The following is a 25,915-nucleotide window of genomic DNA, read 5'->3' as shown; positions in this document are numbered from 1 at the left end:
GAGCGTGAGAAAGCGGTTATGGCAGCGGAGTCCTATCCAGGCCATCTCGGTAGTTGAGAAAGCAGCCGACCACCGATCTCGAGCAGTGGCGTTTGGGGTTGCGGTGAATGGGGAATGGCTGCGTACGAGATAAAGGAGGCCAGGAACATGGTGGAGCTCGGGGTGGAGAACGGCGAAGAGATCGGCCGTGCATTCGACCGTCCGGTACTCGCGCTGCGCCGACTGGTCGAAGCAGGAGCGCTCGATTTTCCGTTCCCGGGGGAAGGCGACACCCGCAGGCGGTGGTCGTTGCTGGCCGCGCACGGTCGCCGGGACCTGTCGCTGGCCAGGCTGGTGGAAGGGCACACCGATGCGGCGGCGATCCTGCACGAGGCCGGGCGGAAACCGGTGCCGGGCGCCGTCTACGGGGTGTGGGCCTCCCGGGCGGGAGGAGAAGGGGCGGTGTCCGACGACTCGCGCGGCGTGCTCACTGGCACGGTGCCGATGTGCTCGGGCGCCGCCACGGTCGACCGCGCGCTGCTCGTGGCCCGTCCCGGCTCGGCGCAAGACGCCACCCGCGACGTGCTGCTCGACATCGCGGTCGATCCCGCGACCGCGCGCCCGGTCGCCGGTAGCTGGCAGGCGGCGGGCATGGCCGATTCCGAAACGCTCGACGTCGTGCTGCGCGACCTGCCGTGGTCCGAGGAGTCGGTGGTCGCCGCGCCGGGCTTCTACACCGAGCGCCCCGGTTTCTGGCTCGGAGGCGCCGGAGTGGGAGCCGTGTGGTTCGGCGGTGTGCTCGGCCTGTGGGATTCGGTCGTCGCGAACCTGCGGACCTCGCGCGCGGATCCGCACAAGCTGGCGCAATTGGGTGCGTTGCGGCTGGCCGTGGAGCAGGCCGACGCGGTGCTCACCCGTGCCGTTGACGAGATCGACGCGGCCACGGCACCCGCCGCGAGAGCGCTCGCGCGGCGATGCCGTTGCGCGGCGGAGAGCGCCGCGCGTCAAGCGCTGGACCTCTCGCCTCGCATCACCGGCCCCGTCGCGTTCGCGCGCGACGCTCAGCTCTCCAGACGTCTCGCCGACCTGCAGGTCTACGTGCGCCAGCACAGCACCGAACGCGAGCTCGCCGACTGGGGCGAGCAGGCTCTTGATGGCGATTCGGGGCTGGGCTCATGAATTCGGTTCCGGCGGAAGACGAATGGCGCGTCGAACTGGCCCGACGCGATCCGCCCCGGCTCGACACCGGCGGGTGGCGCCGTGCCGCGGTCGTCTCGGCGCACCCCGACGACGAAAGCCTCGGCGTGAGCGGCCTGCTGCAGACCCTGCACGAGCAGGGAACTCGGTTGGACCTCATCGTGGCCACCGACGGCGAGGCGGCTTTCCCCGCGCTCGACGACCCGGGGCGTCGGGAACTCGCCGACACCCGGCGCCGGGAGCTGCACGCCGCGGTGGCGGCGTACGGCATCAACGAGCCGCCGGTGTGCTGGCTGGGGTTCCCCGACTCGAACGTCGCGCCGTGCGAGGACGAACTCGTCGAGGTGCTGCGTCCGCTCCTGGCCGAAGCCGACGTCTGCCTCGCGCCCTGGTCCGAGGACCCGCACCCCGATCACCAGGCGGTCGGCCGCGCCGTGCTCCGCGCGGCACCTCCAGGGGCGCGGGTGTGGGGCTACCCGATCTGGGCGTGGCACCGGATGGAGGGCGCGGCGTCGGCATTCCCATGGGGCAGGGCGGCGACGCATGCGCTGGATCCGGCGCAACGGGAGCGGAAAGCCGCCGGACTGGCGGCGTTCACCTCCCAGACCGAGACCGGGCCGGACGGTGCGGACCCGATCTTGCCCGCTGACGTGCTGGCGCATTTCGACCGGGAGCACGAAGTGCTGTTCGCACAGCCGCGCGCAAGCACACCGCGGGAACGCTTCGCCGAGCTCTACGAGTCGAGCACCGAACCTTGGGACGTGCACTCCTGGTACGAGCGACGCAAGCAGAGGCTCGCCGTGGCCTGCCTGCCCGAACCTCGGTACGCGACCGCGCTCGAACCCGCCTGCGGCACCGGTGAGCTGACACGACTGCTCGCGTCCCGGTGCGACCGCGTGCTGGCCTCGGACGCCAACGGCGCCGCGGTGGAGCGCGCCCGCGCCAAGCTCCGCGACCACCCGGCGGTCCGGTTCGAGAAGCGGTCGCTGCCGGGGAGCTTCGGGCACGAGGCGGTGGATCTCCTCGTGTGGAGCGAGATCCTGTACTACCTCGGCGACGACGCGCTCACCGCGACCATCACCGAGTGCCTGCGTGCACTGCGCCCCGGAGGCGACGTGCTGGCGGTGCACTGGCGGCACCGAGCGCACGACGCGCCGCACGACGGCCCAGAGGTGCACCGCAGGCTCGGTGCGCATCCGGACCTCCTGCCCGTGGCGTCCTACGACGACGCCGACTTCCTCGTGTCCGTGTTGCGGCGCCGATGAGCGGCGAGGTGGAGGCCGTCGCGGTGGTCGTTCCGGCGCACGACGAGGAGGAGACCGTCGAAGCCTGCGTGCGCAGCATCATCGCGGCCGCGCACCGTTGCGGCCTGCCGGTGTCGGTGTGCGTGGTCGCCGACCGCTGCACCGACCGCACCGAGCACCGCGCGCGGAACCTGGCCGGTGAGTTCGAACGGTTCGCGGTGGTGTCCCAGTCCCGGCCACGATCGCTCGGCGCCGTGCGCGACCTCGGTAGCCGGTGCGCGATGGCGCTGTTGCCACCCGTGCGTGCCGAGCGGCTCTGGTTGCTGCACACCGATGCCGACAGCACGGTGCCGGCGACGTGGATCGACGACCACCTGCGGCACGCGTTCGGCGGAGCCGATGCGGTGGCCGGGCGTGCCGACGTGGCGGACTACAGCGCGATCACCGCTCGCGCACAGCATCGCTACCAGGAACACGTCCGGTGCGGCGAAGGCCGGTTCACGCACTCCCACGTCTACGGGGCCAACCTCGGCGTGCGCGCGGACGCCTTCCGCGCCGTCGGCGGTTTTCCCGACGTGTCCACCGGCGAGGACCACGGCCTGTGGCTGAGCCTGGTCGAGCACGGCGCGGCGGTGCGGCAACCGAACGATGTGCGCGTGCGCACCAGCGGTCGCACTCGCGGCCGCGCACCGGGTGGTCTGGCGGATCTGTTGCGGACGTTGGCCTGCGATGAAGCGATGCTCTCTTCCGGCGCTCCGCCGGAATGATCCGCGCGGCGGATCGGGTGCGAGACCCGGCGACTCCCGCACCGCGGAATCGACTTCTCAAGCAGCCTTGCTCAGCGCCATGGCCGTCCTCGCGAGGTGCCGAATTCGTCCGGCGCCGTTGCCACCACGCCCGTGGCGCGGCGTCATGAATTCGTGCGCTGCGGGCCGGCGGAGTTCGACGTGGCGTCCTCCGGCTCGGGCATGAGCTGGTCCAGGTTCTGCTGGGCTTGGAGGAACTCTTCGATGAGCCGCTGCGCGTCGGTCTGCAGGGCGCCGTAGACGGGCCACTGCTCGGGGCTGTCCAGGCGCTGGTTCGTGCTCTGCTCGATCAGCGAATCGTAGGCGCGGCCGGCCCGATCGGTGGTGTCGCGGAGCTCGTCGGTGCTCCGCTCGGTGGCGGTGGTGCGCAGTTGCCCGAGTATGCGTGCGGCTTCACCGACTTCACGCAGGATCGAGCTGTACGCGGCGAGGAAGCGGTCGTGCTCGTCCTGCAGCGAGTGGTAGGTGTCGACCGCGGAGGTCAATCCCCGGCCGGCGGAGCGCAGTTGTTCACCGGCGCGTTCCAACGCGTTGATCACGACCCGGTGTCCGGTGAAGGACGAGGAGGAGCGCCGCAACCACCGGCGAGGGTTGAACCGCATCGTTTCGGCGACCTGCTCCACGGTGGCGCGCGCCTGTGCGGCAGCGGCCGGGAACTGGTCCGCGCGGTGCCGCCACTCCGCGGCTTGATCGCGGGTCGGCGCTCCGTCTGCGATTCCGTCGGCGATGTCGGTGAGGAGCTCGCACAGCGAGTGCGACAGCGCGGTGATGCCGTACTCGGCGTTGCGGTAGCGGATCGGCGGTACCAGCACCAGGTTCGTGAGGATCCCCAGCCCGCAGCCGAGCACCACCAGCCCCGCGATGCTGGCCAGCGACACGAAACTCGCGGACGACGGCCCGCCGGTCTGGGTGAACGAGGAGTACGCGAACAGCGCCGCCACGCCGACCTGCGGTCCTTGCTGGCCGAGTTTGCGCCAGCGGCCCAACACCAGCGCGATCAAGATCAGCACGGCGAAGGTCAGCGTGGCCGCGCCCAGCACCGGTGTGATCAACCCGGCCAGCACGACGCCGAACACCATCGCGAGGGCGTAGCGCGCGGATTGGTCCAGTGACTGGGAGATCGTCGCCTGCACCATGAGCAGCGCGGTGAACGGGGCGAACGTCGCCGACGGTGCGCCGAGCACGTTGTTCGCCAGCACCCAGGCCATCGTTGCTGCGGCGACGCTCTTGACGATCAGCAGCAGCGCATCCCGATCCGGGCCGGCATGACCGAACGCCCGCCGCACCACACCCGCCACCCGCTCCCATCGGACCTGCACAGATTTGGTGCTGCGGTGATTCAGGGCACGCCGAATCACGTCGCCAGGTGCCATGATTCTCCCAACATGGACCGGACGGACCATCGAAGCCGTCGTCAGCGCCGCTCGCAGGGCGCTGTCCGAACAACAACACGCTGCTGCCTCACTTCGCGTGGATCATCCGTCCGCTTTCGGCTTTTTCTTTCCACGGCGCGGTGAGTCCGGGGGAGTTCGCGGCCCGGTGTGGAACATCGGGTCGGGTTCGCGTCCCGGAGTCCCCTCGCCGCGAACGTGGGGTGGGACGATCTTGTTCCAGATGCTGCGCAGGCGATGCTTCTTGTTCGATCCCAACGGGTTTGCACCTCTTCCATCTCGTGGTGCCGAGCGGTCGTGCATTCCGGCCGCCCGGCTTTCGGGTAGTTCGTTCTGAGACGAACTGTCGCGGTGTGTTCGGGCCGTTCAGCGAATCGGGATCAGAACCAGTGGCTGCGTCCTGCGACCTTCGTTCCGAGGCGGCCCAGCACGAAGAGCACGAGGCCCGCTACGAGCAGCACTCCACCAATGGTGGTGAGCACCGGAACTTGGAGGAGAAGGCCGAGGACAAGAAGAATGATGCCGAGGGTGATCATGTCAAGTTCTCCTTCGGGTGAGGCAAGGTCCTGATCGTTTGCTACCCGTCGTGAACGTCTTCTAATCCGAGGCCGGACGGCGCTTTCGTCCCACAACCGCCGTGAGCGGGCTTTCCTGGTTTCTGATCCATGCTCTTGCGGGGCTGCGCCCGGGCGGAGCGCAGCCGAGATCCGCCGTGCCGTCCGGCGATCACCCACGGGCTTCGCCGGGCCGAGCGGCTCGCGGCGGAGCTCGGCTCGCTCCCGCCGCCTGCCCCGTACGTCCGGCATCGAGTTGATCCTTGCCCGAGGTCACCGGCCCGCAGGCCGCGCACGCGCATCCCGCGAAGGTGATGCCGGTCCAACGTGGCCAATTCAACGAGCAATTTGGTTCAAAGGATTGTTAACAATCGTGTTCATAGTTTAGGTTGCCTGGCAGCAGTTGGAGGACGTCGTGCTCGCGACGACTTGATGGAGGAGCGCCATGCCCGTCGATGCCGGTGGTCTCGCCCACCGCCGCGGTTCGCAGACCGCGATCCCGTGCCTGTTCATGCGCGGCGGCACCTCGCGTGGTCCGTTCTTCGACGAACGGACGCTGCCGGCGGACGTCGCGACCCGCGACGCCGTGCTGCTGGCCGCGCTCGGGTCTCCCGACGAGCGGCAGATCGACGGGATCGGGGGAGCGCACCCGCTGACCAGCAAGGTCGGGCTGGTCGGTCCGGGCACGCGCCCGGGGGTGGACGTGGAGTGGACGTTCGGGCAGGTGCAGCCCGGCCGGACCGGCGTCGACGTGACGTCGAACTGCGGGAACATGCTCGCCGCGGTGCTGCCGTTCGCCGTCGAGACCGGCCTGGTGGTCCCGGCCGCCGACCGCACCACCGCCCGCGTGCTGACCCGCAACACCGGCATGGTCGCCGAGATCGCGATCCGCACGCCCGCCGGACCGGACGGGACCAGGCACGTCGACTACGCCGGTGAGGCGCGGATCGACGGCGTCCCCGGCAGTGCCGCGCCGATCGAGATCGGGTTCCTCGACACCGCCGGTTCCGTGGCGGGTTCCCTGCTGCCCACCGGGAACGAGCGCGACACCGTCGAGGTCCCCGAGGTCGGATCGGTGGACGTGACGCTGATCGACAACGGGCAGCCGCTGGTGATCGTCGAGGCGGGACGGCTCGGCGCCACCGGCTACGAAGAGCCGGCCGAGATCGACGGCGATGACGTGCTCAAGGCGAAGGTCGAAGCCCTGCGCCTGGTCTGCGGCCACGCCATGGGGCTCGGCGATGTCACGGACCAGAACTATCCGAAGATGACCCTGGTGGCGCCGCCGCGACACGGCGGCGACGTGTCCACCCGGAGTCTCATTCCGCGGGTCGCGCATCGGTCCATCGGTGTGCTCGCGGCGGTCACCGCCGCGACCGCCTGCGTGCTCGAAGGAAGCGTCGCCCACCGGGTCGCCACCGTCGGCGCCGAGCCGACCGTCTCGGTGGAGCATCCCGCAGGCGAGTTCAGCGTCACCCTCGGGCTCGATCCCGCCGATCCGCAGCGGGTCGTCCGCTCTGGGCTGCTGCGCACCGCGCGCCTGCTGATGTCCGGCGAGGTCCTCGTGCCCGCATCCCTCTGGAATCCCCTCGCGAAGGAGCGCTCCGCGTGATCATCGATGTGCACGGTCACTACACCACCGCCCCGGCGCCGCTCGGTAGCTGGCGCGACGCGCAGGTCGCCGGGCTGACCGACCCGTCGCGGCGGCCGGCTCCGGCAGGCCCGGTGATCAGCGACGACGAGATCCGCGAGTCGGTCGAGGCCCACCAGCTCCGGCAGATGGACGAGCGCGGCATCGACGTGACGGTGTTCTCGCCGCGCGCGTCGTTCATGGCCCACCACATCGGGGACTTCGCGATCTCCTCGGCTTGGGCGCGGATCTGCAACGACCTGTGCCACCGGGTCGCGGAGCTGTACCCGGAGCGATTCGCGTTCGGCGCGATGCTTCCCCAATCGCCCGGCGCGAATCCGGCCACCGTCGTCCCCGAGCTCGAACGGGTCGTGCGGGACCTGGGGGCGGTCGCGGTGAACATCAACCCCGATCCTTCCGGCGGGCACTGGACCTCGCCGCCGTTGACCGACCCGCACTGGTATCCGGTCTGGGAGAAGCTCGTCGAGCTGGACGTGCCCGCGATGGTGCACGTGTCGACCAGTTGCAATCCGGCCTTCCACACCACCGGCGCGCACTACCTCAACGCCGACACGACCGCGTTCATGCAGTTGCTGCAAGGGGACCTGTTCACCGAGTTCCCCGGGCTGCGGCTGGTGATTCCGCACGGCGGCGGCGGAGTCCCCTACCACTGGGGCCGTTTCCGAGGGCTGGCGCAGGCACTGGGCAAGCCGGAACCGGAGGAAGCCTTGCTGGGCAACGTCTTCTTCGACACCTGCGTCTACCACCAACCGGGCATCGATCTCCTGCTCGGCGTGATCCCGCACGAGTCCGTGCTGTTCGCCTCGGAGATGGTCGGCGCCGTGCGCGGCATCGATCCGCGCACCGGGCACCACTTCGACGACACCCGCCGGTACGTCGAGAACGCCGGGCTCACAACGGAAACCCTCGAAGCGGTCGAAGAACGCAACGCCCGGCGCGTGTACCCGCGGCTGGACGCGCGGTTGACCGCCCAAGGCCGCTGAACCCCACTCACGAGCAAGGAGTCCGCACCGTGCACGAACTCGGAGTCGTCCACCAGGCCGTCCAGCGTGCCGATCGTGAGGCCGTAGCGGCCCTCGCGGAATTCGGCGTGGCGACGGTCCACGAGGCCATGGGGCGAATCGGCTTGATGCGCCCCTACATCCGCCCCGTTTACGCAGGCGCGAGGGTCTGCGGGACGGCCGTCACGGTGTTGCTGCAGCCGGGGGACAACTGGATGCTGCACGTCGCCGCCGAGCAGGTCCGGGACGGTGACGTGCTGGTGGCCGGCTGCACCACCGAATGCGAGGACGGCTTCTTCGGCGAACTGCTCGCCACCTCGCTGCGCGCTCGCGGTGCCACCGGGCTGGTCATCGACGGCGGCTGCCGCGACGTCGATGAGCTGCGCGCGATGGACTTTCCGGTGTTCTCCCGCGCCATCAACGCGAAAGGCACCGTCAAAGCCACCTTGGGCTCGGTCAACGTGCCCGTAGTGGTGGCCAACGCGCTGGTCGAACCGGGCGACGTCATCGTCGCCGACACCGACGGCGTCGTCGTGGTGCCCGCGGCCAGGGCCGCCGAGGTCGCGGCGGCCGCCGCCAAGCGCGAGGCCGGGGAGGCGGGCAAGCGCGCGCGGTTCCAGGACGGGGTGCTCGGCCTGGACCTCTACGGCATGCGTCCTCAGCTCGAAGCCCTGGGACTGACCTACCTCGACTGACGGACCGAACCGTCGCCTCGGGTGCAACGACGCACGGCAAGGAGGAGACCGATGAGCACCGCCCCCGAAGTCACCCCTGGATGGCTGCCCTGGCATCCGGACCCGAGCCGTCCCGAGTTCGTCCCGCCCGCCGGGGCCGTCGACGCGCACTGCCACGTGTTCGGCCCGCCGCCAGGTTCCCGTTCGCCCCCGAGCGCAAGTACACGCCGGTGGACGGCGGCAAGGAGCAGCTGTTCGCCCTGCGCGACCACCTCGGCCTGGCCCGCAACGTGATCGTGCAGGCGACCTGCCACGGCAAGGACAACGGCGCGTTGGTCGATGCGCTGCGAGCCGCCGGCGGCCGGGCGCGCGGTGTGGCCGCAGTGGGCGCCGAGGTCACGCGCGACGAGCTCGACCGCCTGCACTCGGCGGGGGTTCGGGGCGTGCGCTTCAACTTCGTCAAGCGGCTGGTCGACACCGTGCCGACGCGGACGTTGGAGATCATCGCTGGGAAGATCGCGCCGCTGGGCTGGCACGTCGTCCTCTACTTCAAAGCCGAGGACCTGCCCGGTCTGGCGGAGTTCTTCCGGTCGCTGCCGGTTCCGATCGTGGTGGATCACCTGGGCCGCCCCGACGTCGCGAAGGACCCCGACGGGCCGGAGTTCACCGGATTCCTCGACTTCGCCGCCCGCAGCGGTGCGTGGGTCAAGGTGTCCTGCCCCGAACGCCTGTCGAAGACCGGCCCGCCCGCCGTTGACGGCGAACGGCATGCCTACGCCGACGTCGTTCCCTTCGCGCGCCGGGCCGTCGAAGCGTTCCCCGACCGGGTCTTGTGGGGCACCGACTGGCCGCACCCGAACCTGACCGGCCACATGCCCGACGACGGGCTGCTGCTGGATCACGTTCCCCGGATCGCCGTCACCGCCGAGCAGCGGCAGGCACTGCTCGTGGACAACCCGATGCGCCTGTACTGGCCCGAAGAGCCTGTCTGAACCACCAGAGGACCGGGCAACGTCGCCCGGTCTCCCCATGAGGAGACCGCAGTGCCGCACTCCGACAACTCAGCTGACCGGGCTGCTTCGGCGAACCGGGTGAACTCGGCGAACCGGCTCGACCGGCTACCGATCTCCCGGTTCCACCGGACGACGATCGTCGCTTTGGCGTTCGCCTACTTCTTCGAGTTCGCCGACATCAACACCTTCGCCATCACCGCGCCGAAAGTGCGCCAGCAGTGGGACGCGGACGTCACCCACATCGCCTATGTGACCTCGTTGTCGTTCGTCGGCATGTTCCTCGGTTCGGTCGCGGCCGGAGCCATGGCCGACCGCTTCGGCCGGAAGCGGACCCTGACGCTGACGACGGTGTGGTTCTCGGTGTGGTCGTTGGCGACGGTCTTCGCGTGGGACATGACCTCGATGGGCGTGTTCCGCGTCCTGACCAGCGCCGGGCTGTCGGCGATGACCGTGGTCGCGGTCGTCTACATCAATGAGATCTTCCCGCGGGCGAAGCGCGGGAAGTTCCAGGCCTACGTGATCATGATCGGCATCTGCGGCACTCCGATCACGAACCTCATCGCCTCGTTCGTGGTGCCGATGGGGGAGCAGACCTGGCGCCTGGTCTACCTGTGGGGCGCCATGGGAGTGCTGTTCCTGCTGTTCCTGCGCAAACTCGTCGAGTCCCCGCAGTGGCTGGAATCCCGCGGCCGCCACGACGAGGCCGAAGAAGTCCTCAGTGGACTGGAGGAGAAAGTCGTTGCGGAGCACGGACAAGTGCCCGCCGCCGGGGAACCGATCGCGCAGCCTTCCGCCGTCGAGCCCGGGTTGCGGATGCTCAAGGACCGGAAGTTCCTGTTCCCGACCGTGCTGCTGTCGGTGCTGTGGATCACCCAGACCATCGGGTTCTTCGGCTTCTCCTCGTGGGCGCCCACCCTGCTGGCCGCCGAAGGCGTCAGCGTGGAGGACTCCATCTTCTTCGTCGCCCTCACCACGGTCGGCGCACCCCTGGGTTCGTTCCTGGCCGCGCAGGTCACCGACCGGTTCGAGCGCAAGTGGTGCCTGGTGGTGTTCGGCCTGATCATCGCGGCGTCCGGCCTGATGTACGGGTTGACCTTCGTGCCGGTGCTGGTCGTCGTGTTCGGCTTCATGGTCAACCTGTTCGAGCGCGGCTACACGTCCCTGGCCTACGCCTACTCGCCCGAGCTCTACGACACCCGCGGCCGTTCGCTGGGCACCTCGATCTCGTACGGCTTGGGCCGGCTGTCCAACGCCGTCGGGCCGTTGATCATCGCCGCGCTCTACAACGGATACGGGTACCGGACCGTCTTCTACTTCATCGCGGGCACCTGGGTCGTGGGCGCGCTCGCGCTGGCGTTGTTCGGCCCGGCCACTCGCAAGATCCGGTTGCGGGCCGAGTCCGCCGAGCGCGAGGCCGCCACCGGCCACTGAACACTGATGCTCGTTCAGGGCGTGGGCCAGTGGCTGCCGAAGATCATGGGCGAGCTCGGCTTCGAGATCGGGGACGCCCTGCTGGTCTCCGCCGCGCTCGGCGTCGGGGCAGCGCCGGGCTGCTCGCGGCGGACCACGCCGACCGCGGATTCGCCGTGTTCGCGGCGATGGGCCTGTTCGGAGCGGTGATGATGGCGCTGGCGACCGTCACGATCAAGCTGCGCCGTCCCAGGAGGTGAACCGGCGCAGCGAGGCATTGCCGCAGCCGCCCGTTAGGATTGGTGGACAAAATTGTTAGCAATAATCGGGCGGAGCAGCACCAGTGACGACAGCGAAGCGCGACGAGCCGACCGCACCGGCGGTGGTCGACGTGATCCGCGAGGCCATCACCAGGGGTGACTTCGCGCCCAACCAGCGCTTGGTGGAGGCCGAACTCGCCGAGCAGTGCGATGCCAGCCGGGCTGCGGTGCGCAACGCGCTGGTGCAGCTGACCACCGAAGGGCTGGTCGAGCGGGTCCAGAACCGCGGCGCGCGGGTGCGCGCGGTCTCGGTGGAGGAGGCCATCGAGATCACCGAGGTCCGCATGGCGGTCGAGGGCCTGTGCGCGGCGCGCGCCGCCGAACGCGTCAGCGGCGAGGACAAGTCCGAGCTGCGCGAGATCGGCGAGCAGATGCGGACCGCCGTCTCCGGCGGGGACGTGTGGGGCTACTCGGAACTGAACAAGCGGCTGCACTCCCTGGTCCTGCGGGTCAGCGGGCAGCGGACGGCGCACGAGGTCCTCGGCAGGCTGCGCGGCCAGAACGTGCGCCACCAGTTCCGGCTGGCCATGCACCCGGGGCGTCCGGCGGTGTCGCTGCCGCAGCACCTGGCGATCATCGAGGCGATCTGCGCGAACGATCCGGCGGCCGCCGAGCAGGCGATGCGCGAGCACCTGCGCAGCGTCATCGACGCCTTGCCCGAAGTGGGCGGCAAAACGCGTTTCAACGCGGTCTGACTTTCGACGACTTGCCCCGAGCAACTGTTCGGCCGGGGCATGCGCGGTGGGTGCGGTCCCATTGCCGCGTCGTGCCGACCGCAAAATGGGCAAGGTTGCTTTACGCGACCTAGTGCAAATTTGCCAAGTGATGGTCAAATTGCTGACGGGGCGCGAATGCGGCGAATGGTACGAGCGTGAGCACGGCCCCGCGCTCACTTCCTGATCGAGTCAGATGCCGGGAGCGGCAGGCCCCGTTCCGGGCGTGACCACGGCGGACTCCCGCGAGCCGGAACTGCGGCCGACCACACCCGGCCGTGGCGAGTGAATACACCGGCGAGGGCTCAACCCGCCTTTTAGTTCGACCCATTGTGCACGGTAGGTTGCACGCCTATCGCCGCATCCGCGGCCGCCTTGACCGGATTGTCCGGCTGTTCCCAACGCACACCACGAGGGGCTCGCCAATGGAATTGACGGAAAGCGTCGCCGCCCTGCTGAAGGAGAAATTCGGAGTGGACCCCCACTCCGTGCGTCCCGAAGTTCCGCTGCACCAGCTCGGCATGGATTCACTGGCGTTGGAAGAGCTGCGGCTGCTGATCGAGGACCGGCTGGACCTCGACTTGGAGGACGCCGAACTGACGTCCCGGGCCACCGTCGAACAGCTGCTGGCGCTCGTGCGGGACCGGACCGTCGCATGACGGCGCGGACGAGCACGCCGGCGCAGGAGACCTGCACCGCCGCGGTGACCGGCCTGGGCCTGGTCACCGCGGCCGGAGTCGGCGTCGATGAGACGTGGCGCGAGATCACCCAGGCCACCGCGCCCTCCGGAGTGCGCAGACCGGCCGAACTGAGCGGCCTGTCCTGCGACTTCATGTACCTGGCCGACGCGCTGGACGTCGACGCGCACCTCGACGTGCCCGCTCAGCGCCTGATGGACCGCTTCTCCCAGCTCGCCGTGATCGCGGCCAGGCAAGCGGTGGCCGACGCCGGCCTCGACCCGGAAACCTGGGACGGGAGCCGCGTCGCCGTCGTCATCGGCTCCGCGCACGGCGGCCTCCCCTTCTACGACGAGCAGCACACCGCGCTCATGGAGAAGGGCGACCGCCGGGTGTCGCCCAAGCTGGCTCCGCTGGCCGCCGTCAACGGCGCCGCAGGCAGCATCTGCCGGGACCTGCAGGCCCGAGGGCCGAGTCTCGCGGTGACCACGGCCTGCGCCTCGGGCACCGACGCGATCGGGACCGCGCACCAGCTGCTGCGCTCCGGAGCCTGCGACATCGCGATCGCCGGTGGCGCGGAATCCGTCTGCTCCCGGCTGATCGTGTCGAGCGCGTGCCGGTTGCGGGCCTTGTCCACCCGGTGCGAGAACCCGGCGGCCGCGTGCCGCCCGTTCGACGCCGACCGCGACGGTTTTGTCATCGGCGAGGGCGCGGGCCTGCTCGTGCTGGAGCGCCCCGAACACGCCCGCTCCCGTGGCGCTCGGGTCAGGGCCGGTGTCGCGGGGTACGGCGCGTCCAACGACGCCTACGCCCCGGTCGCCCCCGACCCGGAGGGATCCGGCGTCGAGCTGGCACTGCGGACCGCGCTGGCCGACGCCGGAGTCACCGGCGAGGACGTGGGGCACGTCAACGCGCACGGCACTTCGACGGTCATGAACGACTTCATCGAAGGCACGATCCTGCACAAGGTGCTCGGCGAGCACCCGCTCGTCACCTCGACCAAGGGCATGACGGGCCACACCTTGGGTGCGGCGGGCGGCATCGAGACCGCGCTGACCGTGCTGGCGCTGCAGCACCAGCTCGTCCCGCCCACGGCCAACCTGGAATCACCCGACCCCGAGATCCCGATCGAGGTGGTGGCCAAGGAGTCCCGGCCTGCGCGGCTGGACTGCGCGGTGAAGACCGCACTCGGATTCGGCGGGCACAACGCGGCACTCGTGCTCACCCGCGCCTGAGCAGTCGTCGAACCGCCTGCGACCGCGGCCACCGACGTGAAGGAAACCCATGCCTGAAGAAGTCATCCGCGACCTGACGCTGGACGGCCTGACGTTCTCCTACCGGCTGCTGCGACAGCCCGACTCGTGCACCGAGCCCGTCATCGTGCTGGGCGGTGTTCTGCAGGGGATGCGCGGCTGGCCGCAGATGGAGGACCACGTCCTGCCGCACGCCAGCCTGATCACCGCCGATCTGCCCGGCATGGGCGGCGCCGACCCGCCCCGGCCGGAGCACGACAGCGAGCTCCTGTGCACGGCGGTCGACCGGATCATCGACGATCTCGGTGCTCCGCGCGTCAACCTCTTCGGCTACTCGTACGGCTCGGTCATCGCCTTCACCTGCGCGCAGCGTCGGCCGCAGCGCATCGCGCGGCTCTTGCTCGGCGGCCTGCCCGTGCACATCTCGGAGGCCCAGTACGCCCATTGGCGGCGGGCGACGGACCGGCTGGTGGCAGGGGACCTGGAGGATTTCGCGGAGCTCGCCGCCGAAGGGATGCTCTGCCTCGACGAGAGCAGGCCGGTGCACCGCCGCCACCTCGCGTACCGCTACGTGAAGCGGTCGTTTTTGCAGGCCGCCACGCACACGCCCGACGCGAAGAACGTGCTCGACCGCTCGGTGACGCGGCGGCTCTCCTTCACCGGCGGACTGCCCGGTGTGTCGACGCTGGTCTTCTGCGGGGAGCACGACACGGTCAGCTCACCGGAACATCAGCGGGACTTCGCCGCAGGCCTCCAGGACGGTGATTTCGTCACCGTCGACGAGTCCGATCACTGGGTCGTGCTGGAGCGTCCCGACGCCGTGGCCGACCTGACGACGCGGTTCTTCACCGGACGGCCCGTGCAGGCGGCCGCGGCCGCACGAGGCGTTGTGGGAGCACAGCGGTGAACACTCGTCGTCCACAAAGGACGAATGTCCGGTTCCGGGGCTTGCGGCCCAAGCCCGCCTGAACCGATTTGACCGCGGGCGGTTCGGCTTCCACCAGGTCGACGAGCTCCTCGAGCTTCGTGGCGATGCGCACGTCCAGGTCGGTGTGCGTGCACTCGACGTGCGGCGGAAGCCGGTTGTGCACGGTGCGGTCGATCAGGCCGCCGTGCTCCAGGGCGTGCACGGTCTGGGCGAGCATCTTCTCGCTGATGTCGTCGATGCGGCGGCGGAGCGTGTTGAAACGGTGCTTCTGGGCGAGCCGCGCGACCCGGCGGAGCACCGATCCGATCTCCTCGACGCACCACGCCTGCATCGACGAGTTGTGGTCGCAGTGGCAGGCGGATGCGCCCGAGGGGCGGCCACCTGGCAAGCGGCCGGGTGCAGGCCTGCGTGGAGGTGCGCGGCGAGGACGACGTCCGGCGCGGCGAGCCGCTCCGGGGGCGGGTCGAGCGCCTCGCGCATGAGGCTCCACGTCCAGGTGCCCTCGAGTCGCGGCGGCCCTGGGCGGCCCGCAGCCGGGGCCGAAGATGTGAGTCGTGACACGTTCGGGTGAAGTGTGATCGGCAAAGTCCCAGCAAAGCCGACCATCCGAGGCTCGTTGTGGCCGGTGTTTCGTCGCCGGTCGTCCACGTGCCGCGCCGTGAGGTGTAGTATCGGCCCTGGTCGTTGTTTCTGGGTTCGTGTTTTCGCACGCTCGCAGGATTACTGATGCGGGCGCGCTGCTGTCTTTGGAGTAGCTGGAGTAGTCGCCGTCTGAGATCCGCGACCCTGGTGCCGGACCGGCACCGGAACCAACCAGCTACCAGGATGGAGAACGACATGGCACAGGGCACCGTGAAGTGGTTCAACTCGGAAAAGGGCTTCGGCTTCATCGAGCCGGGCGAGGGTGGACCCGACGTTTTCGTGCACTACTCGGCGATCGACGCCGCCGGCTTCCGCAGCCTCGAAGAGAACCAGCAGGTCACCTACGAGGTCACGCAGGGTCCGAAGGGTCCGCAGGCCGAGTCCGTGCGCGTGGTCTGATCGCCTTTTCGGCGAACTGAGCGCATGATCGGGGAGCTTCGCTCCTAGATCATCGAAGTACAGACTAATGAGGCCGACCGTCCGAATCGGACGGTCGGCCTCATTGTGTTCTCCGGCCGCTCACAACGCGGCGCCGTTGGCTACGTGAACAGCTGCGCTGCCTTGATCACGAGCTGGTAGACGCCGAGGGCGAACGGGATGCCCACCCACAGCCAGGACACGGTGAGAAGGGCTCGGACTTTGAAGCCGCCCTCGGGCGTGGTCTTCTGCTCGGTCATGTCTCGCCTGTTCCCTCAGCTGCTCTGCTTGCCGGACGAGCTGGTGGCCTTCTCGCCCGCGGACTCGTCGGTCTTCTCGCCCGTGGCCGCGTCGGTATCCTCGTCGGACTTGTCGGCGACGGCGTCGTCGGCCTTCTCGTCCTCCTCGGTCTCGGTGGACGCCTCGGCCTTGTCGGACACCTCGTCCTCGGAGTCGGTGGCCTCGGTCTCGGTGGACGGCTCGGCCTTGTCCGCCTTCTCGTCCTCGGAGTCGGTGGCCTCGGTCTCGGCGGTCGGCTCGGCCTTGTCCGCCTTCTCGTCCTCGGAGTCGGCGATCTCGGTCTCGCTGGACGCCTCGGCCTTGTCGGACACCTCGTCCTGGGAGGCCTCGGACTCGGTCTCGTCCTTGGGGTCGACCTCGTCCTTCGCCTCGGCCCCGTCCTTCGTCTCGACTTCGTCGTCGGACTTCGCCGCATCGTCGTTGGTGAACTCGACGGCTTCCGGTGCGGGCGAGTGGAACTTGGCCTTCACCGGGCGGATCAGTTCGTTGGCCACGAACCCGACCACCAGGAACCCGGTCATCAAGTAGAACGACACCGTGTACAGCTCGGCGCCGGACTTGCCCGCGGCTTCACCGGAGTCCGCCAGCGCGTCCACGATCGCCGGTCCGAGCACGCCCGCGATCGACCATGCGGTGAGCAGTCGTCCGTGGATCGCGCCGACCTCGAAGGTTCCGAACAGGTCCTTCAGGTACGCGGGGATCGTCGCGAAACCCGCTCCGTAGAAGGACATGATCAGCATCGCGGCGACGACGAACAGGGCCACGCTGCTGTCGCCCGCGAACAGCAGCAGCAGGTACGCCAGCGCACCCACGCCGAGGTAGAGGCGGTAGATGTTCTTGCGCCCGGTGCGGTCCGACAGCGCCGACCACACGAAGCGGCCGCCCATGTTCGCCAGCGACAGCAGCGACACGAAACCGGTCGCGGCGGCCACGGCCACCGGAGTGCTGGTACCGGCGAAGAAGTCCTGAATCATCGGCGACGCCTTCTGCAGGATCCCGATACCCGCAGTGACGTTCAGGCAGAGCACGATCCAGAGCAGCCAGAACTGCGGCGTCTTGATCGCGTTGTTCGCCGAGACGCGAACGGTGCTGATGCTCTTGGCCGCGGCGGCCGGGGTCCAGCCGGGCGGCGTCCAGCCGGGCGGGGGAACCCGGACCAGCAGGATGCCGAGCGTCATGAACACGGCGTAGACGATGCCGTGCACCAGGAACGTGGTGCCGATTCCTTCAGCGGTCTTGCCGAAGGCACTGAGCATCGCGGTCGACCACGGCGAGGCGATGATCGCACCGCCGCCGAAGCCCATGATGGCGATGCCGGTGGCGAGACCGGGACGGTCCGGGAACCACTTCATCAGCGTTGATACGGGAGCGATGTACCCGATACCGAGGCCGATGCCACCGACCACGCCGTACCCGACGACGACGAGCCAGTACTGACCCAGGTACATGCCCAGCGCGGAGATCAGGAACCCCGCGGCGAAGCTGATGGTGGAGACCAGCATGGCCCAGCGCGGGCCGCGGGACTCCACGAACTTGCCACCGAACGCCGCGGACAGCCCGAGGAAGAAGATCGCTACCTGGAACGGCAGCGCACTGCCGGTGCCGGAGATCTGGAGGCTGGATTCCAGCGGGCTTTTGAAAACACTCCACGCGTACGCCTGGCCGATGGAAAGATGGATGGCCAGCGCGGCCGGAGGAACTAGCCAACGGTTCCAGGTCGGCGGCGCAACGACCGAGAATCCGTCACGCACTGTCACAAGTAAACCTCCTTGGTGCAAGGGGTTCCGGCGTCTGGTACCGGAAACGCGCCCCGGCACGTCGGGGCGCACGAATTCGAGATGCTACCTGCCTGGTCAAACGGGAAATAGGCGAAGAAACGACATCTGGGTGTCGGTGGTCCTGGCGAGGTGTCACCAAAAGTGATCATCGCAGGTGAGGCGGAAGGCCCTTAGTGCGCACCGGAAAGTGGCTCGACGGCCCGGGCAAAACGTGCTGAACAATGTGAAAGCGGCTCCGTCGGGGTTACACGCAGTGATCCGAGTCGCTGTTCACGCTCACATTGTTGTGACCATATCGAGACCAATAGTTTGCAGTTGTGTAGCTAATCCTCCGGATAGTGCCCGCGTGTGCTTCCCGCACATCCGTGTGACTAGACTTCTGATTCCTTGACGCGTGAGCAAGCCCGAAGGATCCACAGCATGACCCGAACGTCGGAAAACCGAAGCCGAGGTCGGCTTGACGGTCAGCCTCCAGAGCCGAGATTCGGCAACATCTCGAAGCATAGCCTTCGGCGCCCCACCAACTCGAATGGAACCGACTTCGTCGAAATTCAGGAGAGTGACGATTTCGTCTCGCTCCGACGTCGTTTCCGGTGGTTCGTGTTTCCCGTGACGCTGATCGTTCTCGCCTGGTACTTCACCTACGTGGGGCTGGGCGCCTACGCCCAGGACTTCATGAGCCAGCCGGTGTTCGGCGTGGTGAACATGGGAATCGTGCTGGGACTGGCGCAGTTCGTGACCACGGCGATCGTCACCGTGGCGTACGGACGATACGTGCGCAAGCGCATTGACCCGCTCGTCGACCGCCTTCGGGAGCAGGAAGGGACCACGCGCTGATGGCGATCAACTTCGCGGCGGGAGCCGTCGGTGACCCGGCGATCACCGTGAGCGTTTTCGCGGGATTCGTGCTGCTGACGCTGTTCGTGGTGTACCGGGTTTCGACCCGGAACGCCACCGCCTCCGACTATTACGTCGCGGGCGGGAACATCACCGGCGCGCAGAATGGCATCGCGCTCGCCGGTGACTGGCTTTCGGCGGCCTCGTTCCTCGGCGTGGCCGGCGCCATCGCGGTGCACGGGTATGACGGATTCCTTTATTCGGTCGGATTCCTCGTCGCGTGGCTCATCGAATTGATGCTCATCGCCGAACTCGTCCGGAACACCGGCCGGTTCACCATGGGTGACGTGATCGGCTACAGAATGCGCCAGCGCCCGGTGCGGGCGGCCGCGGCGAATACCACGCTGGTCATCTCGTTCTTCTACATGGTCGCGCAGATGGCGAGCGCCGGTGGTCTCGTCGCATTGCTGCTCGACGTGCAGAGCAAATTCGGTCAGGCGCTGGTCGTCGTGGCCGTCGGCCTCATCATGATCTTCTACGTGCTGGTCGGCGGCATGAAGGGAACCACCTGGGTTCAGATCATCAAGGCGACGTTGCTGCTGATCTGCGTGACCTTGATGGCCGTGTTCCTGCTCGGCCGGTTCTCCTACGACTTCTCCCTGCTGCTGGAGGAGGCCACGAACAACAGCCCGATCGGGCAGGCGCTGCTGGAGCCCGGCGCGCAGTACGGGCAGACTTCGCTGTCCCGGATCGACTTCATTTCGCTGGCGATGGCGATCGTGCTGGGCATTTCCTGCCTGCCGCACATCATGATGCGGTTCTACACGGTGCCGAATGCCCGAGAAGCGCGCCGTTCCGTCGTCTGGATCACCTGGACGATGATCGTGTTCTACCTGGCCACGATGCTGCTCGGTTTCGGCGCGACGGCGCTGGTCGGTTCCGAGGCCATCACCAACGCCCCGGGCGGTGAGAACTCGGCGGCACTGCTGCTGGCCTATCGCATCGGTGGTTCGCCGCTGCTGGGCGTGGTCGCCGCGATCGCGTTCGCCACGATCCTCGCGGTCGTCGCCGGTCTCACCCTGACCGCGTCGGCGTCGTTCGCCCACGACGTGTACGCGAACATCATCAAGCGCGGCGAGGCCGACACCGGATCGGAGATCAAGGTCGCCCGGATCACCGCGCTGGTGGTCGGCGTGCTCTCCACGGTCGGCGGCATCGCGGCCATCGGGCAGAACGCGGCGTTCATGGTCTCGCTCGCGCTCGCGCTGGCGGCGTCGGCGAACCTGCCGACGATGCTGTACTCGCTGTTCTGGCGGCGGTTCAACACCACGGGAACGTTGTGGTCGATGTACGCGGGCCTGATCTCGTGCATCGTGCTGATCACGTTCTCGCCCGCGGTGTCGGGCCGTTCGTCGGCGATGTTCCCGAGCGCCGATTTCGACATCTTCCCGCTCACCAACCCGGGAATCGTGTCGATCCCGCTGGGTTTCCTCGCCGGATTCATCGGCACGCTGGTCGGCAAGAAGGACCAGGACCCGGTCAAGCAGGCCGAGATGGAGGTCCGCTCCCTGACCGGTGTCGGTTCGGGCCTGGCGGTGGAGTCGCGTCGAGACTGACCTGACCGCACGACGAGGGCCGCATCGGGAATCCCGGTGCGGCCCTCGTGCTGTTGCGGGGGCGCCGGCCGGTGCGCCGGGGGAGGTGGAGCGCACCGACCGGCTCAACGGTCCGGCGACGAGTCGGGGAGGTGTCGCCGGACCGGGTCTAAGGGCGGGCGCGCTGGTGCTGTTCGCGCGCCCGGAGCCACTGGCGGGCTTGGCGGCGCAGGTCGTTCTCCTCGGTCCAATCGATGCCCACCGGAATCGTGCACAGCAAGGTTTCCTCGCCGTGGGAGCCGCGAACATCGCCGCGATGAACGGTGATCACACCCGAACCTCGCCCCCAGCGAAAGGTGTAGGACTCCCGTTCCGAGACCCGCGCGAAATGCCACACCATGGGCAGGAATCTGCGCGGGCGCCGGGCGGTCATGGCACTGCCGAAATCGGCCTCGGGGTCGCCGCGACGCACATTTCGCAAGGCGCGCAGCCGAGAGCGGGAATGTCCGCGATCTCCTCGGGTGAGAGCGCGAGTCCGCACGCGGTACGCGCCACCCGATCGAGCCAGTCCACCCGGACCACGGCGTGCGCTTGCCGCAGTGAGACCCGGTTGTGCCAGCGCAGCACCCACAGGCGTTCCGGCGGTGGTGGTCGTTCGGTCGCGATGACCGGTGACTTCGCCAGTCCCCATTTCACAGTGGAAATATCCTCTCTGTTCTTGGTTGGAATGTCTCGACGAGGCGTCGTGTACACCAAGATGCACCAAGAAAACCGCAGCGCACAACTACCCAATCGATCGATCGTTTTCAGGTGGTGTGATTCCTAAGATTTGGTGCATGGCTTACAACACAAATGGAAGTCCGCGTGCTCGGGTGATCGGTGCGGAACTGCGCAAAGCTCGAACGGAACAGGGAGTGGGTGTTCGTGAACTCGCTCGCAGGCTCGGCACGGACCATTCCAAGCTGTCACGCTGCGAAAGCGGCTACACCGTTCCGACCCCCGAACACGTGGCGAGTGTGCTCACCGCCTTGGGGGTGCCAGAGGCGGAGCGTGATCGAGTGGTCCAGCTGGCGCGAGGAACCGAGCGTACGAACTGGCTCGCTCCAGGAGTGCCCGGTGCGCACCACGAGCTGACCACGTTGATCGAATTCGAACGCAGCGCCAGTGAGATCGTCGAGGTTTCGAACTCCGTTTTCCCGGGACTGCTCCAGACTTCCGACTACGCACGCGCGGTCATGGCGGACGTGTCCGGGGCGGAGCTGGAGACCCTGCTGACTCTGCGGGTGGGGCGACGCGATGTCCTGGAGAGCAGGCACGGCCCTCAGTTCACAGCGCTGGTTTTGGAGCAGGCGCTGCGCACTCCTATCGGGGGCAGGCTGGTGCTCGCTGATCAACTGCGTCACGTGCTCAAGCTGTCGGAACGATCGAACGTGACGATTCAGGTCATCCCGACGGCCCTGGACGTGTGGCACGCCGCGCACATGGGCGGGTACATCCTGTTCGAGTTCCCGAAAGGCGCCCCGATCGTCCACCTGGAGCACTACAGCTCCGCCGTGTTCCTGCACGAGGGATCCGACACTGACGCCTACCGCTCGGCGACGGCTACGCTGCGTTCGCTGGCGATGAACCCGGACGAGTCGGCGGAGTTCATCGCTCGTGTCGCCGAGGAGACGGAGAGTCGGGAATGAACACTCAGCCCAGTCGGTGGAGGAAGTCCAGCCGTTCACACCAGCAGACGGCGTGCGTCGAGGTGGGGCGGGTCGAGTTCGGTGCGGCGGTGCGGGACTCGAAGGATCGGGCGGCGGGTCACGTCGAGGTGCCCGCTCGTGCTTGGCGTTCCTTCGTCACCGCGTTGAAGACCGGCAGCTTAGACCGCTGAAGCGGCGGCTCACTCGACGGGCATCAACCGCGGCGCGGCCAGCAGGGCGCGGAGTGCCGCGTCCGGGACGGGCCGGGAGTACAGGAATCCCTGCTGCGCGTCGACTCCGAGCTCGTTGAGCAGGTCGCATTGCGCCCGGTTCTCCACACCTTCGGCGATGCACGTCCGCCCCATGCCCCTGGCCAGTTCGATCACGGCCCGGACGATGCCGAGGTCGGTGGGGTCCGACTCCATGCCGACCACGAACCTGCGATCCAGCTTCACCAGTTGCGTCGGCAGGTCTTTGAGACGTGCCAACGAGGAATAGCCGGTGCCGAAGTCGTCCATCGCGAAGCGCACTCCCCGCTCGTTGAGGCGGCGCATCATCTTCCGGGGCTGTTCGGGCAGGTCGACCAGCACCGTCTCGACGACTTCCAGCACGACCCGGCCCGGATCGATGCCGCTGTCGTCGATGGCCGAACTGATTTCGGAGTGGAAGTGCGCCGATTCCGGGCGCAGACCGGCGAGGTTCACCGTGACGCCGGGGGCCTCGCCGTGCGGGGAGCTCCATTCGCTCGCCTCGCGCAGGGCGGTCCGCAGCACCCACCGGTCCAGTTCGGCGAGCAGCTTGGCCTGCCCTGCGACCGGCAGGATCACGTCCGGGGAGAGCAGCCCGTGCCTCGGGTGCGGCCACCGCACCAGGGCCTCGGCTAGGAGGATCTTCCCGTCGCGATCCAGGATCGGCTGGTAGTGCATCTGGAGGCCGTCGTGCAGCAGCGCGTCGCGGAGGTCCTCCTCCAGTGCGAGCCCGCCGGCGGGAGCGGGCGGTGCGGCACGGTCTCGACCCGGCTCCTTGGCGGCGAACATGGCCGCGTCGGCCGTGCGGATCAGTTCGTCGGCCGTGGTGCCCTCCTCCGGAGCGGTCGCCGCGCCGATCGACGCGGTGATGTTGATGAGCCTGTCCCGCAGCGGAATCGCCGTGCACAACAGATCGGAGACGAGCTCGATGAGGGTGTCGAGCCCGTCGCACGCCGTCAGATCCGAGCAGATGACCAGGAACTCGTCGCCGTAGAGGCGTGCCGGGGTGCAGCTGCTCGGCAACTCGTTGCGGAGGCGCTCGGCGAGGAGGTTGATCAGTTCGTCGCCCGCGTCGTGCCCGAGCGAATCGTTGAACCGCTTGAAGTTGTCCAGATCGCAGAACAGCACGCCGACGTCGCGACCGGCAGACGACAGCAGCGGTACCAGCAGCTCGTTCACGCCTCGCCGGTTCAGCAGGCCCGTCGGGTGGTCGTGGGTGGCTTGGAAGTGCAAGGTCTCGGTGCGGCGCTGCTGTTCGGTGAGGTCCTGGAACACGGCCAGCCAGAAGCGGTTCCCGTCGTAGTCGACCGAGGCCGAGCAGCGCACCTCGCAGTAGACCGGCTCGCCGGTGGAGCGGGCGAGCCTGCGGTGCGAGATGGGTTCACTGCCGGGGTCGCCCGCGACCGCCTGCGGAACCAAGCCGGTGCGCGGGTCGTCGGCGTGCATCAACTGCGGTGCGGTTCGGCCGTGCGGCCAGTAACCGAGCAGGTCGCACAGCGCGCCGTTGGCGTCGAGAACCCGGTCGTGCCGGTCCAGCAACGCGATGCCCGCCGGGGCGAGTTGGAACAGGTCGGTGAAGCGGCGATCCGAACGTTCCCGCTGGGCGTAAGCCTCGGACTCATCGCGAGTGATCTTGATGAAACCGTCCAGCCTGCCGTCGTCGGCGCGCTGAGCGGTGATCACGACATGCGCCCAGAAGGCCGAGCCGTCCTTGCGCAGCCGCCAGCCGCGGTCGATGAAGAAGCCTTGCGCGGCGGCCTGCCGCAACTCCCACGCCGGGTAGTCGGACGCGATGAGTCCGGCGGGGTAGAAGACGGAGAAGTGCTTCCCGATGATCTCCTGGCTGGTGTACTGCTTGATCAGCTGTGCGCCCGCGTTCCAGCTGGTGACCCGGCCGTCGGCGTCCAGCGCGAAGATCGCGTACTCGCGCATGTCGGCCGCCAGGGCGCCGAGCAGCCGCTCGGTCTCCACTTGCGCCCCGGAGCGCGGGAACGGCGCGTCCGGAGTGTTCGGCGTACCGCGCATGAGCACCACATCTCCGTTTCTGCGATTGAAGAGCACGGTGTGCGGATCAATGGCGGAGGGGCGGCCACAGGCGGCATCGCGGCTGGTGGACAACACGCGTCGATTCGGCGGCGGGCGTCGCGGGAAACCTGCCTCCTCGCCGGCCCAGGCCGTGGGCGCAACCCGGTCGGATCCGGCCACGGTACCGGCGATTTGCCTGGTGTGCCAACGAAAACGCTGCGCAAGCGGTTGCTGCCGTGGCGGGGCTGAACCGTGCGCGTGGTGTGCTGGAAGGGACGCGTGTTGCCGGCTCCGGGATTCGGTCGGCGAGATCTTCCCGAATGGATTCGGATGAAGGAAAGCGCCGGAATTCCGCCCGTTCATCAGGTGTCCGCTGTGGAGGAGGCGGGATCGGTTCGATGGTATTACGAGTGGCTCGGATGAACCGGTGGACAATGATCGTTATGGTGGTTAAAGTAGTGGCATCGGTCGGTGTGGCATTGGCCCGTCCGTCGGCTGCCTGGTCTGGATCCGGGCGCCTGATATTTCATTCTGCTCCGTGATGAGTGGTGGCAACGTCACGTGAGCTCTTTCTTTGCTCGTTCCCGGCAGCGGGGGATCGCCTGGGACGAGAGAAGACCTGCCGAACAGGAGAGATGTTGATCCATCGCATCAATGTTCCCCCGCCCGGCGCATGTCAAACATCGGAGGAAGAAAAGGGCTCATCCCGTCGAGGTGCGAGACGCGACGCCGACGACGGGCTAAGAGCTTTCTGACAGGTAGACGCGGCATCCGCTGATCGTCACGGGGCCGTGAACCTGGTGGCCCGGCGAGCTCCGGCCACCCTGATGGCCGCTGACCGGCGACTGTCCCGAACCGCCACCGATTCTCCCGACCGATCTGGCGATCGTTGCCGCGTGAAACGCCGATGGCATTTCCCTCGAGATGCGCCGAGCGGAAAGTGCTGCACCGCGTGGACGCCGACGCCCGCGAGTCCGTTCGGCGATGTCGACGGAGTGCCGCGATATACGACTTCCCGGCGGCGCGCTTTCGGCGACCGACTCGCCGATTGGCCGAGACGCACGTCCCGCACCCTCGCCGAGCGCGAGGACACCCGAATGTGAAGATCAAATGAGAGTGGAGGGCCGGCACATGCGGCTCATCAACGAAACCGCCTTGAGCCCGGTGGACGAACCCGACTGGCGTCGATCGGCGCTGTGCGCCCAGACGGACCCCGACGCCTTCTTCCCCGAAAAAGGACAGTCGGCCCGTCTGGCGAAACTCATCTGCGCCGCCTGCGAGGTCCGCGAGGAATGCCTGCGCTACGCCCTCGAACGAGCCGAACCGGCCGGAATCTGGGGCGGCCTCAACGAATCCGGACGCCGAGAACTCCGCACGACCTCCCGCACACGAGCGGCGTGACGTGGTGTCCTTTGTGGATGTGGTCAGGAGTTCGTGCGAACCGGCCTTCGTGACAGTGGTGCCGGGGTAAGGTCGCTCCGCGCTCGGCGGAGGCCGGGGGCCGAGAGACCTTCGGCGGGGGAAGAAGTGACCGAGCCGGGCGAAGACCGGGACGCGCTGCGAGCACGCAATGC

Annotated in this window: 26 protein-coding genes and 1 pseudogene; 19 read left to right on the top strand and 8 right to left on the bottom strand. The window is 68.3% G+C overall.

Features of this window, described 5'->3' with window-relative positions:
- The first annotated feature begins 147 nt into the window (after positions 1 to 147).
- The 3 genes from H2Q94_RS23520 to H2Q94_RS23510 are packed head-to-tail and all read left to right on the top strand — an operon-like array spanning position 148 to position 3,187.
- Entirely contained in the window at positions 148 to 1,158 is a 1,011-nt protein-coding gene (locus H2Q94_RS23520; protein ID WP_243789353.1) for an acyl-CoA dehydrogenase, read from the top strand.
- Positions 1,155 to 2,441 (top strand): bifunctional PIG-L family deacetylase/class I SAM-dependent methyltransferase, encoded by a 1,287-nt coding sequence (locus H2Q94_RS23515; RefSeq protein WP_243789352.1) that lies wholly within the window; start codon positions 1,155 to 1,157, stop codon positions 2,439 to 2,441. Before H2Q94_RS23520 ends, H2Q94_RS23515 begins: the two co-directional genes overlap by 4 nt.
- Positions 2,438 to 3,187 carry a glycosyltransferase family 2 protein gene (locus H2Q94_RS23510; protein ID WP_243789351.1) on the top strand — a complete coding sequence of 250 codons (750 nt, stop codon included), beginning with the start codon at positions 2,438 to 2,440 and terminating at the stop codon, positions 3,185 to 3,187. Before H2Q94_RS23515 ends, H2Q94_RS23510 begins: the two co-directional genes overlap by 4 nt.
- Before the next feature lie 143 nt (positions 3,188 to 3,330).
- Here the strand turns inward: H2Q94_RS23510 and H2Q94_RS23505 are convergent, their stop codons facing one another.
- Together H2Q94_RS23505 and H2Q94_RS23500 are read right to left on the bottom strand one after the other, a co-directional pair.
- Positions 3,331 to 4,545 (bottom strand): FUSC family protein, encoded by a 1,215-nt coding sequence (locus tag H2Q94_RS23505; protein WP_243789350.1) that lies wholly within the window; start codon positions 4,543 to 4,545, stop codon positions 3,331 to 3,333.
- Between the two features lie 452 nt (positions 4,546 to 4,997).
- Entirely contained in the window at positions 4,998 to 5,153 is a 156-nt protein-coding gene (locus tag H2Q94_RS23500; protein ID WP_243789349.1) for a DUF6131 family protein, read from the bottom strand.
- A gap of 463 nt (positions 5,154 to 5,616) precedes the next feature.
- Here H2Q94_RS23500 and H2Q94_RS23495 point away from each other — a divergent pair, with 463 nt between their 5' ends.
- The 10 genes from H2Q94_RS23495 (at position 5,617) to H2Q94_RS23450 (ending at position 14,790) form a co-directional block, all read left to right on the top strand.
- Entirely contained in the window at positions 5,617 to 6,783 is a 1,167-nt protein-coding gene (locus H2Q94_RS23495) for a 4-oxalomesaconate tautomerase (RefSeq protein ID WP_243789348.1), read from the top strand.
- Positions 6,780 to 7,805, top strand: coding sequence for an amidohydrolase family protein (locus H2Q94_RS23490; protein ID WP_243789347.1), 1,026 nt, complete (start codon positions 6,780 to 6,782; stop codon positions 7,803 to 7,805). The genes H2Q94_RS23495 and H2Q94_RS23490 overlap by 4 nt, the downstream gene beginning before the upstream one ends.
- Before the next feature lie 29 nt (positions 7,806 to 7,834).
- A complete protein-coding gene (gene ligK / locus H2Q94_RS23485; RefSeq protein ID WP_243789346.1) occupies positions 7,835 to 8,518 on the top strand; it encodes a 4-carboxy-4-hydroxy-2-oxoadipate aldolase/oxaloacetate decarboxylase in 684 nt (227 codons plus the stop codon).
- Between the two features lie 80 nt (positions 8,519 to 8,598).
- Entirely contained in the window at positions 8,599 to 9,489 is an 891-nt protein-coding gene (locus H2Q94_RS23480; RefSeq protein WP_243789345.1) for an amidohydrolase family protein, read from the top strand.
- A gap of 51 nt (positions 9,490 to 9,540) precedes the next feature.
- The gene (locus tag H2Q94_RS23475; protein ID WP_243789344.1) at positions 9,541 to 10,941 is read left to right on the top strand and encodes an MFS transporter; all 1,401 of its coding nucleotides are present in this window, start codon (positions 9,541 to 9,543) and stop codon (positions 10,939 to 10,941) included.
- A gap of 6 nt (positions 10,942 to 10,947) precedes the next feature.
- Positions 10,948 to 11,130 carry a hypothetical protein gene (locus tag H2Q94_RS23470; protein WP_243789343.1) on the top strand — a complete coding sequence of 61 codons (183 nt, stop codon included), beginning with the start codon at positions 10,948 to 10,950 and terminating at the stop codon, positions 11,128 to 11,130.
- Between the two features lie 133 nt (positions 11,131 to 11,263).
- Complete coding sequence (locus tag H2Q94_RS23465) at positions 11,264 to 11,935, top strand: GntR family transcriptional regulator (RefSeq protein ID WP_243789342.1); 672 nt, start codon at positions 11,264 to 11,266, stop codon at positions 11,933 to 11,935.
- Between the two features lie 443 nt (positions 11,936 to 12,378).
- Positions 12,379 to 12,612, top strand: coding sequence for an acyl carrier protein (locus H2Q94_RS23460; protein ID WP_243789341.1), 234 nt, complete (start codon positions 12,379 to 12,381; stop codon positions 12,610 to 12,612).
- Positions 12,609 to 13,865: a beta-ketoacyl-[acyl-carrier-protein] synthase family protein gene (locus H2Q94_RS23455; protein ID WP_243789340.1), complete on the top strand. Its 1,257-nt coding sequence runs from the start codon at positions 12,609 to 12,611 to the stop codon at positions 13,863 to 13,865. Before H2Q94_RS23460 ends, H2Q94_RS23455 begins: the two co-directional genes overlap by 4 nt.
- A gap of 49 nt (positions 13,866 to 13,914) precedes the next feature.
- Positions 13,915 to 14,790 carry an alpha/beta fold hydrolase gene (locus tag H2Q94_RS23450; protein WP_243789339.1) on the top strand — a complete coding sequence of 292 codons (876 nt, stop codon included), beginning with the start codon at positions 13,915 to 13,917 and terminating at the stop codon, positions 14,788 to 14,790.
- Here the strand turns inward: H2Q94_RS23450 and H2Q94_RS23445 are convergent.
- On the bottom strand, positions 14,729 to 15,142 hold the full coding sequence (locus tag H2Q94_RS23445) for a winged helix-turn-helix transcriptional regulator (protein WP_243789338.1): 414 nt from the start codon (positions 15,140 to 15,142) through the stop codon (positions 14,729 to 14,731). The two genes, H2Q94_RS23450 and H2Q94_RS23445, sit on opposite strands and share 62 nt — an antisense overlap.
- A 506-nt stretch (positions 15,143 to 15,648) precedes the next feature.
- Here H2Q94_RS23445 and H2Q94_RS23440 point away from each other — a divergent pair.
- The gene (locus tag H2Q94_RS23440) at positions 15,649 to 15,852 is read left to right on the top strand and encodes a cold-shock protein (protein ID WP_243789337.1); all 204 of its coding nucleotides are present in this window, start codon (positions 15,649 to 15,651) and stop codon (positions 15,850 to 15,852) included.
- 140 nt (positions 15,853 to 15,992) lie between these two features.
- On the opposite strand, the gene H2Q94_RS23435 is transcribed toward H2Q94_RS23440, so the two are convergent.
- A complete protein-coding gene (locus tag H2Q94_RS23435) occupies positions 15,993 to 16,130 on the bottom strand; it encodes an MFS transporter small subunit (protein WP_243796047.1) in 138 nt (45 codons plus the stop codon).
- A 477-nt stretch (positions 16,131 to 16,607) separates the two neighbouring features.
- A pseudogene (locus H2Q94_RS23430) lies at positions 16,608 to 17,927 on the bottom strand (L-lactate MFS transporter); the annotation flags it as partial.
- A gap of 441 nt (positions 17,928 to 18,368) precedes the next feature.
- Here H2Q94_RS23430 and H2Q94_RS23425 point away from each other — a divergent pair.
- Complete coding sequence (locus H2Q94_RS23425) at positions 18,369 to 18,785, top strand: DUF485 domain-containing protein (RefSeq protein ID WP_243789336.1); 417 nt, start codon at positions 18,369 to 18,371, stop codon at positions 18,783 to 18,785.
- A complete protein-coding gene (locus H2Q94_RS23420) occupies positions 18,785 to 20,401 on the top strand; it encodes a solute symporter family protein (protein ID WP_243789335.1) in 1,617 nt (538 codons plus the stop codon). The genes H2Q94_RS23425 and H2Q94_RS23420 overlap by 1 nt, the downstream gene beginning before the upstream one ends.
- A 148-nt stretch (positions 20,402 to 20,549) precedes the next feature.
- On the opposite strand, the gene H2Q94_RS23415 is transcribed toward H2Q94_RS23420, so the two are convergent.
- Together H2Q94_RS23415 and H2Q94_RS23410 are read right to left on the bottom strand one after the other, a co-directional pair.
- Positions 20,550 to 20,780 (bottom strand): hypothetical protein, encoded by a 231-nt coding sequence (locus H2Q94_RS23415; protein WP_243789334.1) that lies wholly within the window; start codon positions 20,778 to 20,780, stop codon positions 20,550 to 20,552.
- Between the two features lie 29 nt (positions 20,781 to 20,809).
- The gene (locus tag H2Q94_RS23410) at positions 20,810 to 21,076 is read right to left on the bottom strand and encodes a hypothetical protein (RefSeq protein ID WP_243789333.1); all 267 of its coding nucleotides are present in this window, start codon (positions 21,074 to 21,076) and stop codon (positions 20,810 to 20,812) included.
- A 140-nt stretch (positions 21,077 to 21,216) separates the two neighbouring features.
- Between H2Q94_RS23410 and H2Q94_RS23405 the strand changes: the two genes are divergently transcribed.
- On the top strand, positions 21,217 to 22,068 hold the full coding sequence (locus tag H2Q94_RS23405; RefSeq protein ID WP_243789332.1) for a helix-turn-helix domain-containing protein: 852 nt from the start codon (positions 21,217 to 21,219) through the stop codon (positions 22,066 to 22,068).
- Entirely contained in the window at positions 22,065 to 22,259 is a 195-nt protein-coding gene (locus H2Q94_RS23400; protein WP_243789331.1) for a DUF397 domain-containing protein, read from the top strand. The genes H2Q94_RS23405 and H2Q94_RS23400 overlap by 4 nt, the downstream gene beginning before the upstream one ends.
- A 9-nt stretch (positions 22,260 to 22,268) precedes the next feature.
- On the opposite strand, the gene H2Q94_RS23395 is transcribed toward H2Q94_RS23400, so the two are convergent.
- Positions 22,269 to 24,341 (bottom strand): putative bifunctional diguanylate cyclase/phosphodiesterase, encoded by a 2,073-nt coding sequence (locus tag H2Q94_RS23395; RefSeq protein WP_243789330.1) that lies wholly within the window; start codon positions 24,339 to 24,341, stop codon positions 22,269 to 22,271.
- 1,131 nt (positions 24,342 to 25,472) lie between these two features.
- On the opposite strand from H2Q94_RS23395, the gene H2Q94_RS23390 reads away from it, so the two are divergent.
- On the top strand, positions 25,473 to 25,742 hold the full coding sequence (locus H2Q94_RS23390) for a WhiB family transcriptional regulator (protein ID WP_243789329.1): 270 nt from the start codon (positions 25,473 to 25,475) through the stop codon (positions 25,740 to 25,742).
- The last annotated feature ends 173 nt before the right edge of the window (positions 25,743 to 25,915 follow it).

Source organism: Saccharopolyspora gloriosae (genome assembly GCF_022828475.1).
Lineage (GTDB): Bacteria > Actinomycetota > Actinomycetes > Mycobacteriales > Pseudonocardiaceae > Saccharopolyspora_C > Saccharopolyspora_C gloriosae_A.
The sequence above is the reverse complement of the archived record's forward strand: the minus strand, read 5'-3'. Positions and strand labels throughout refer to the sequence as shown.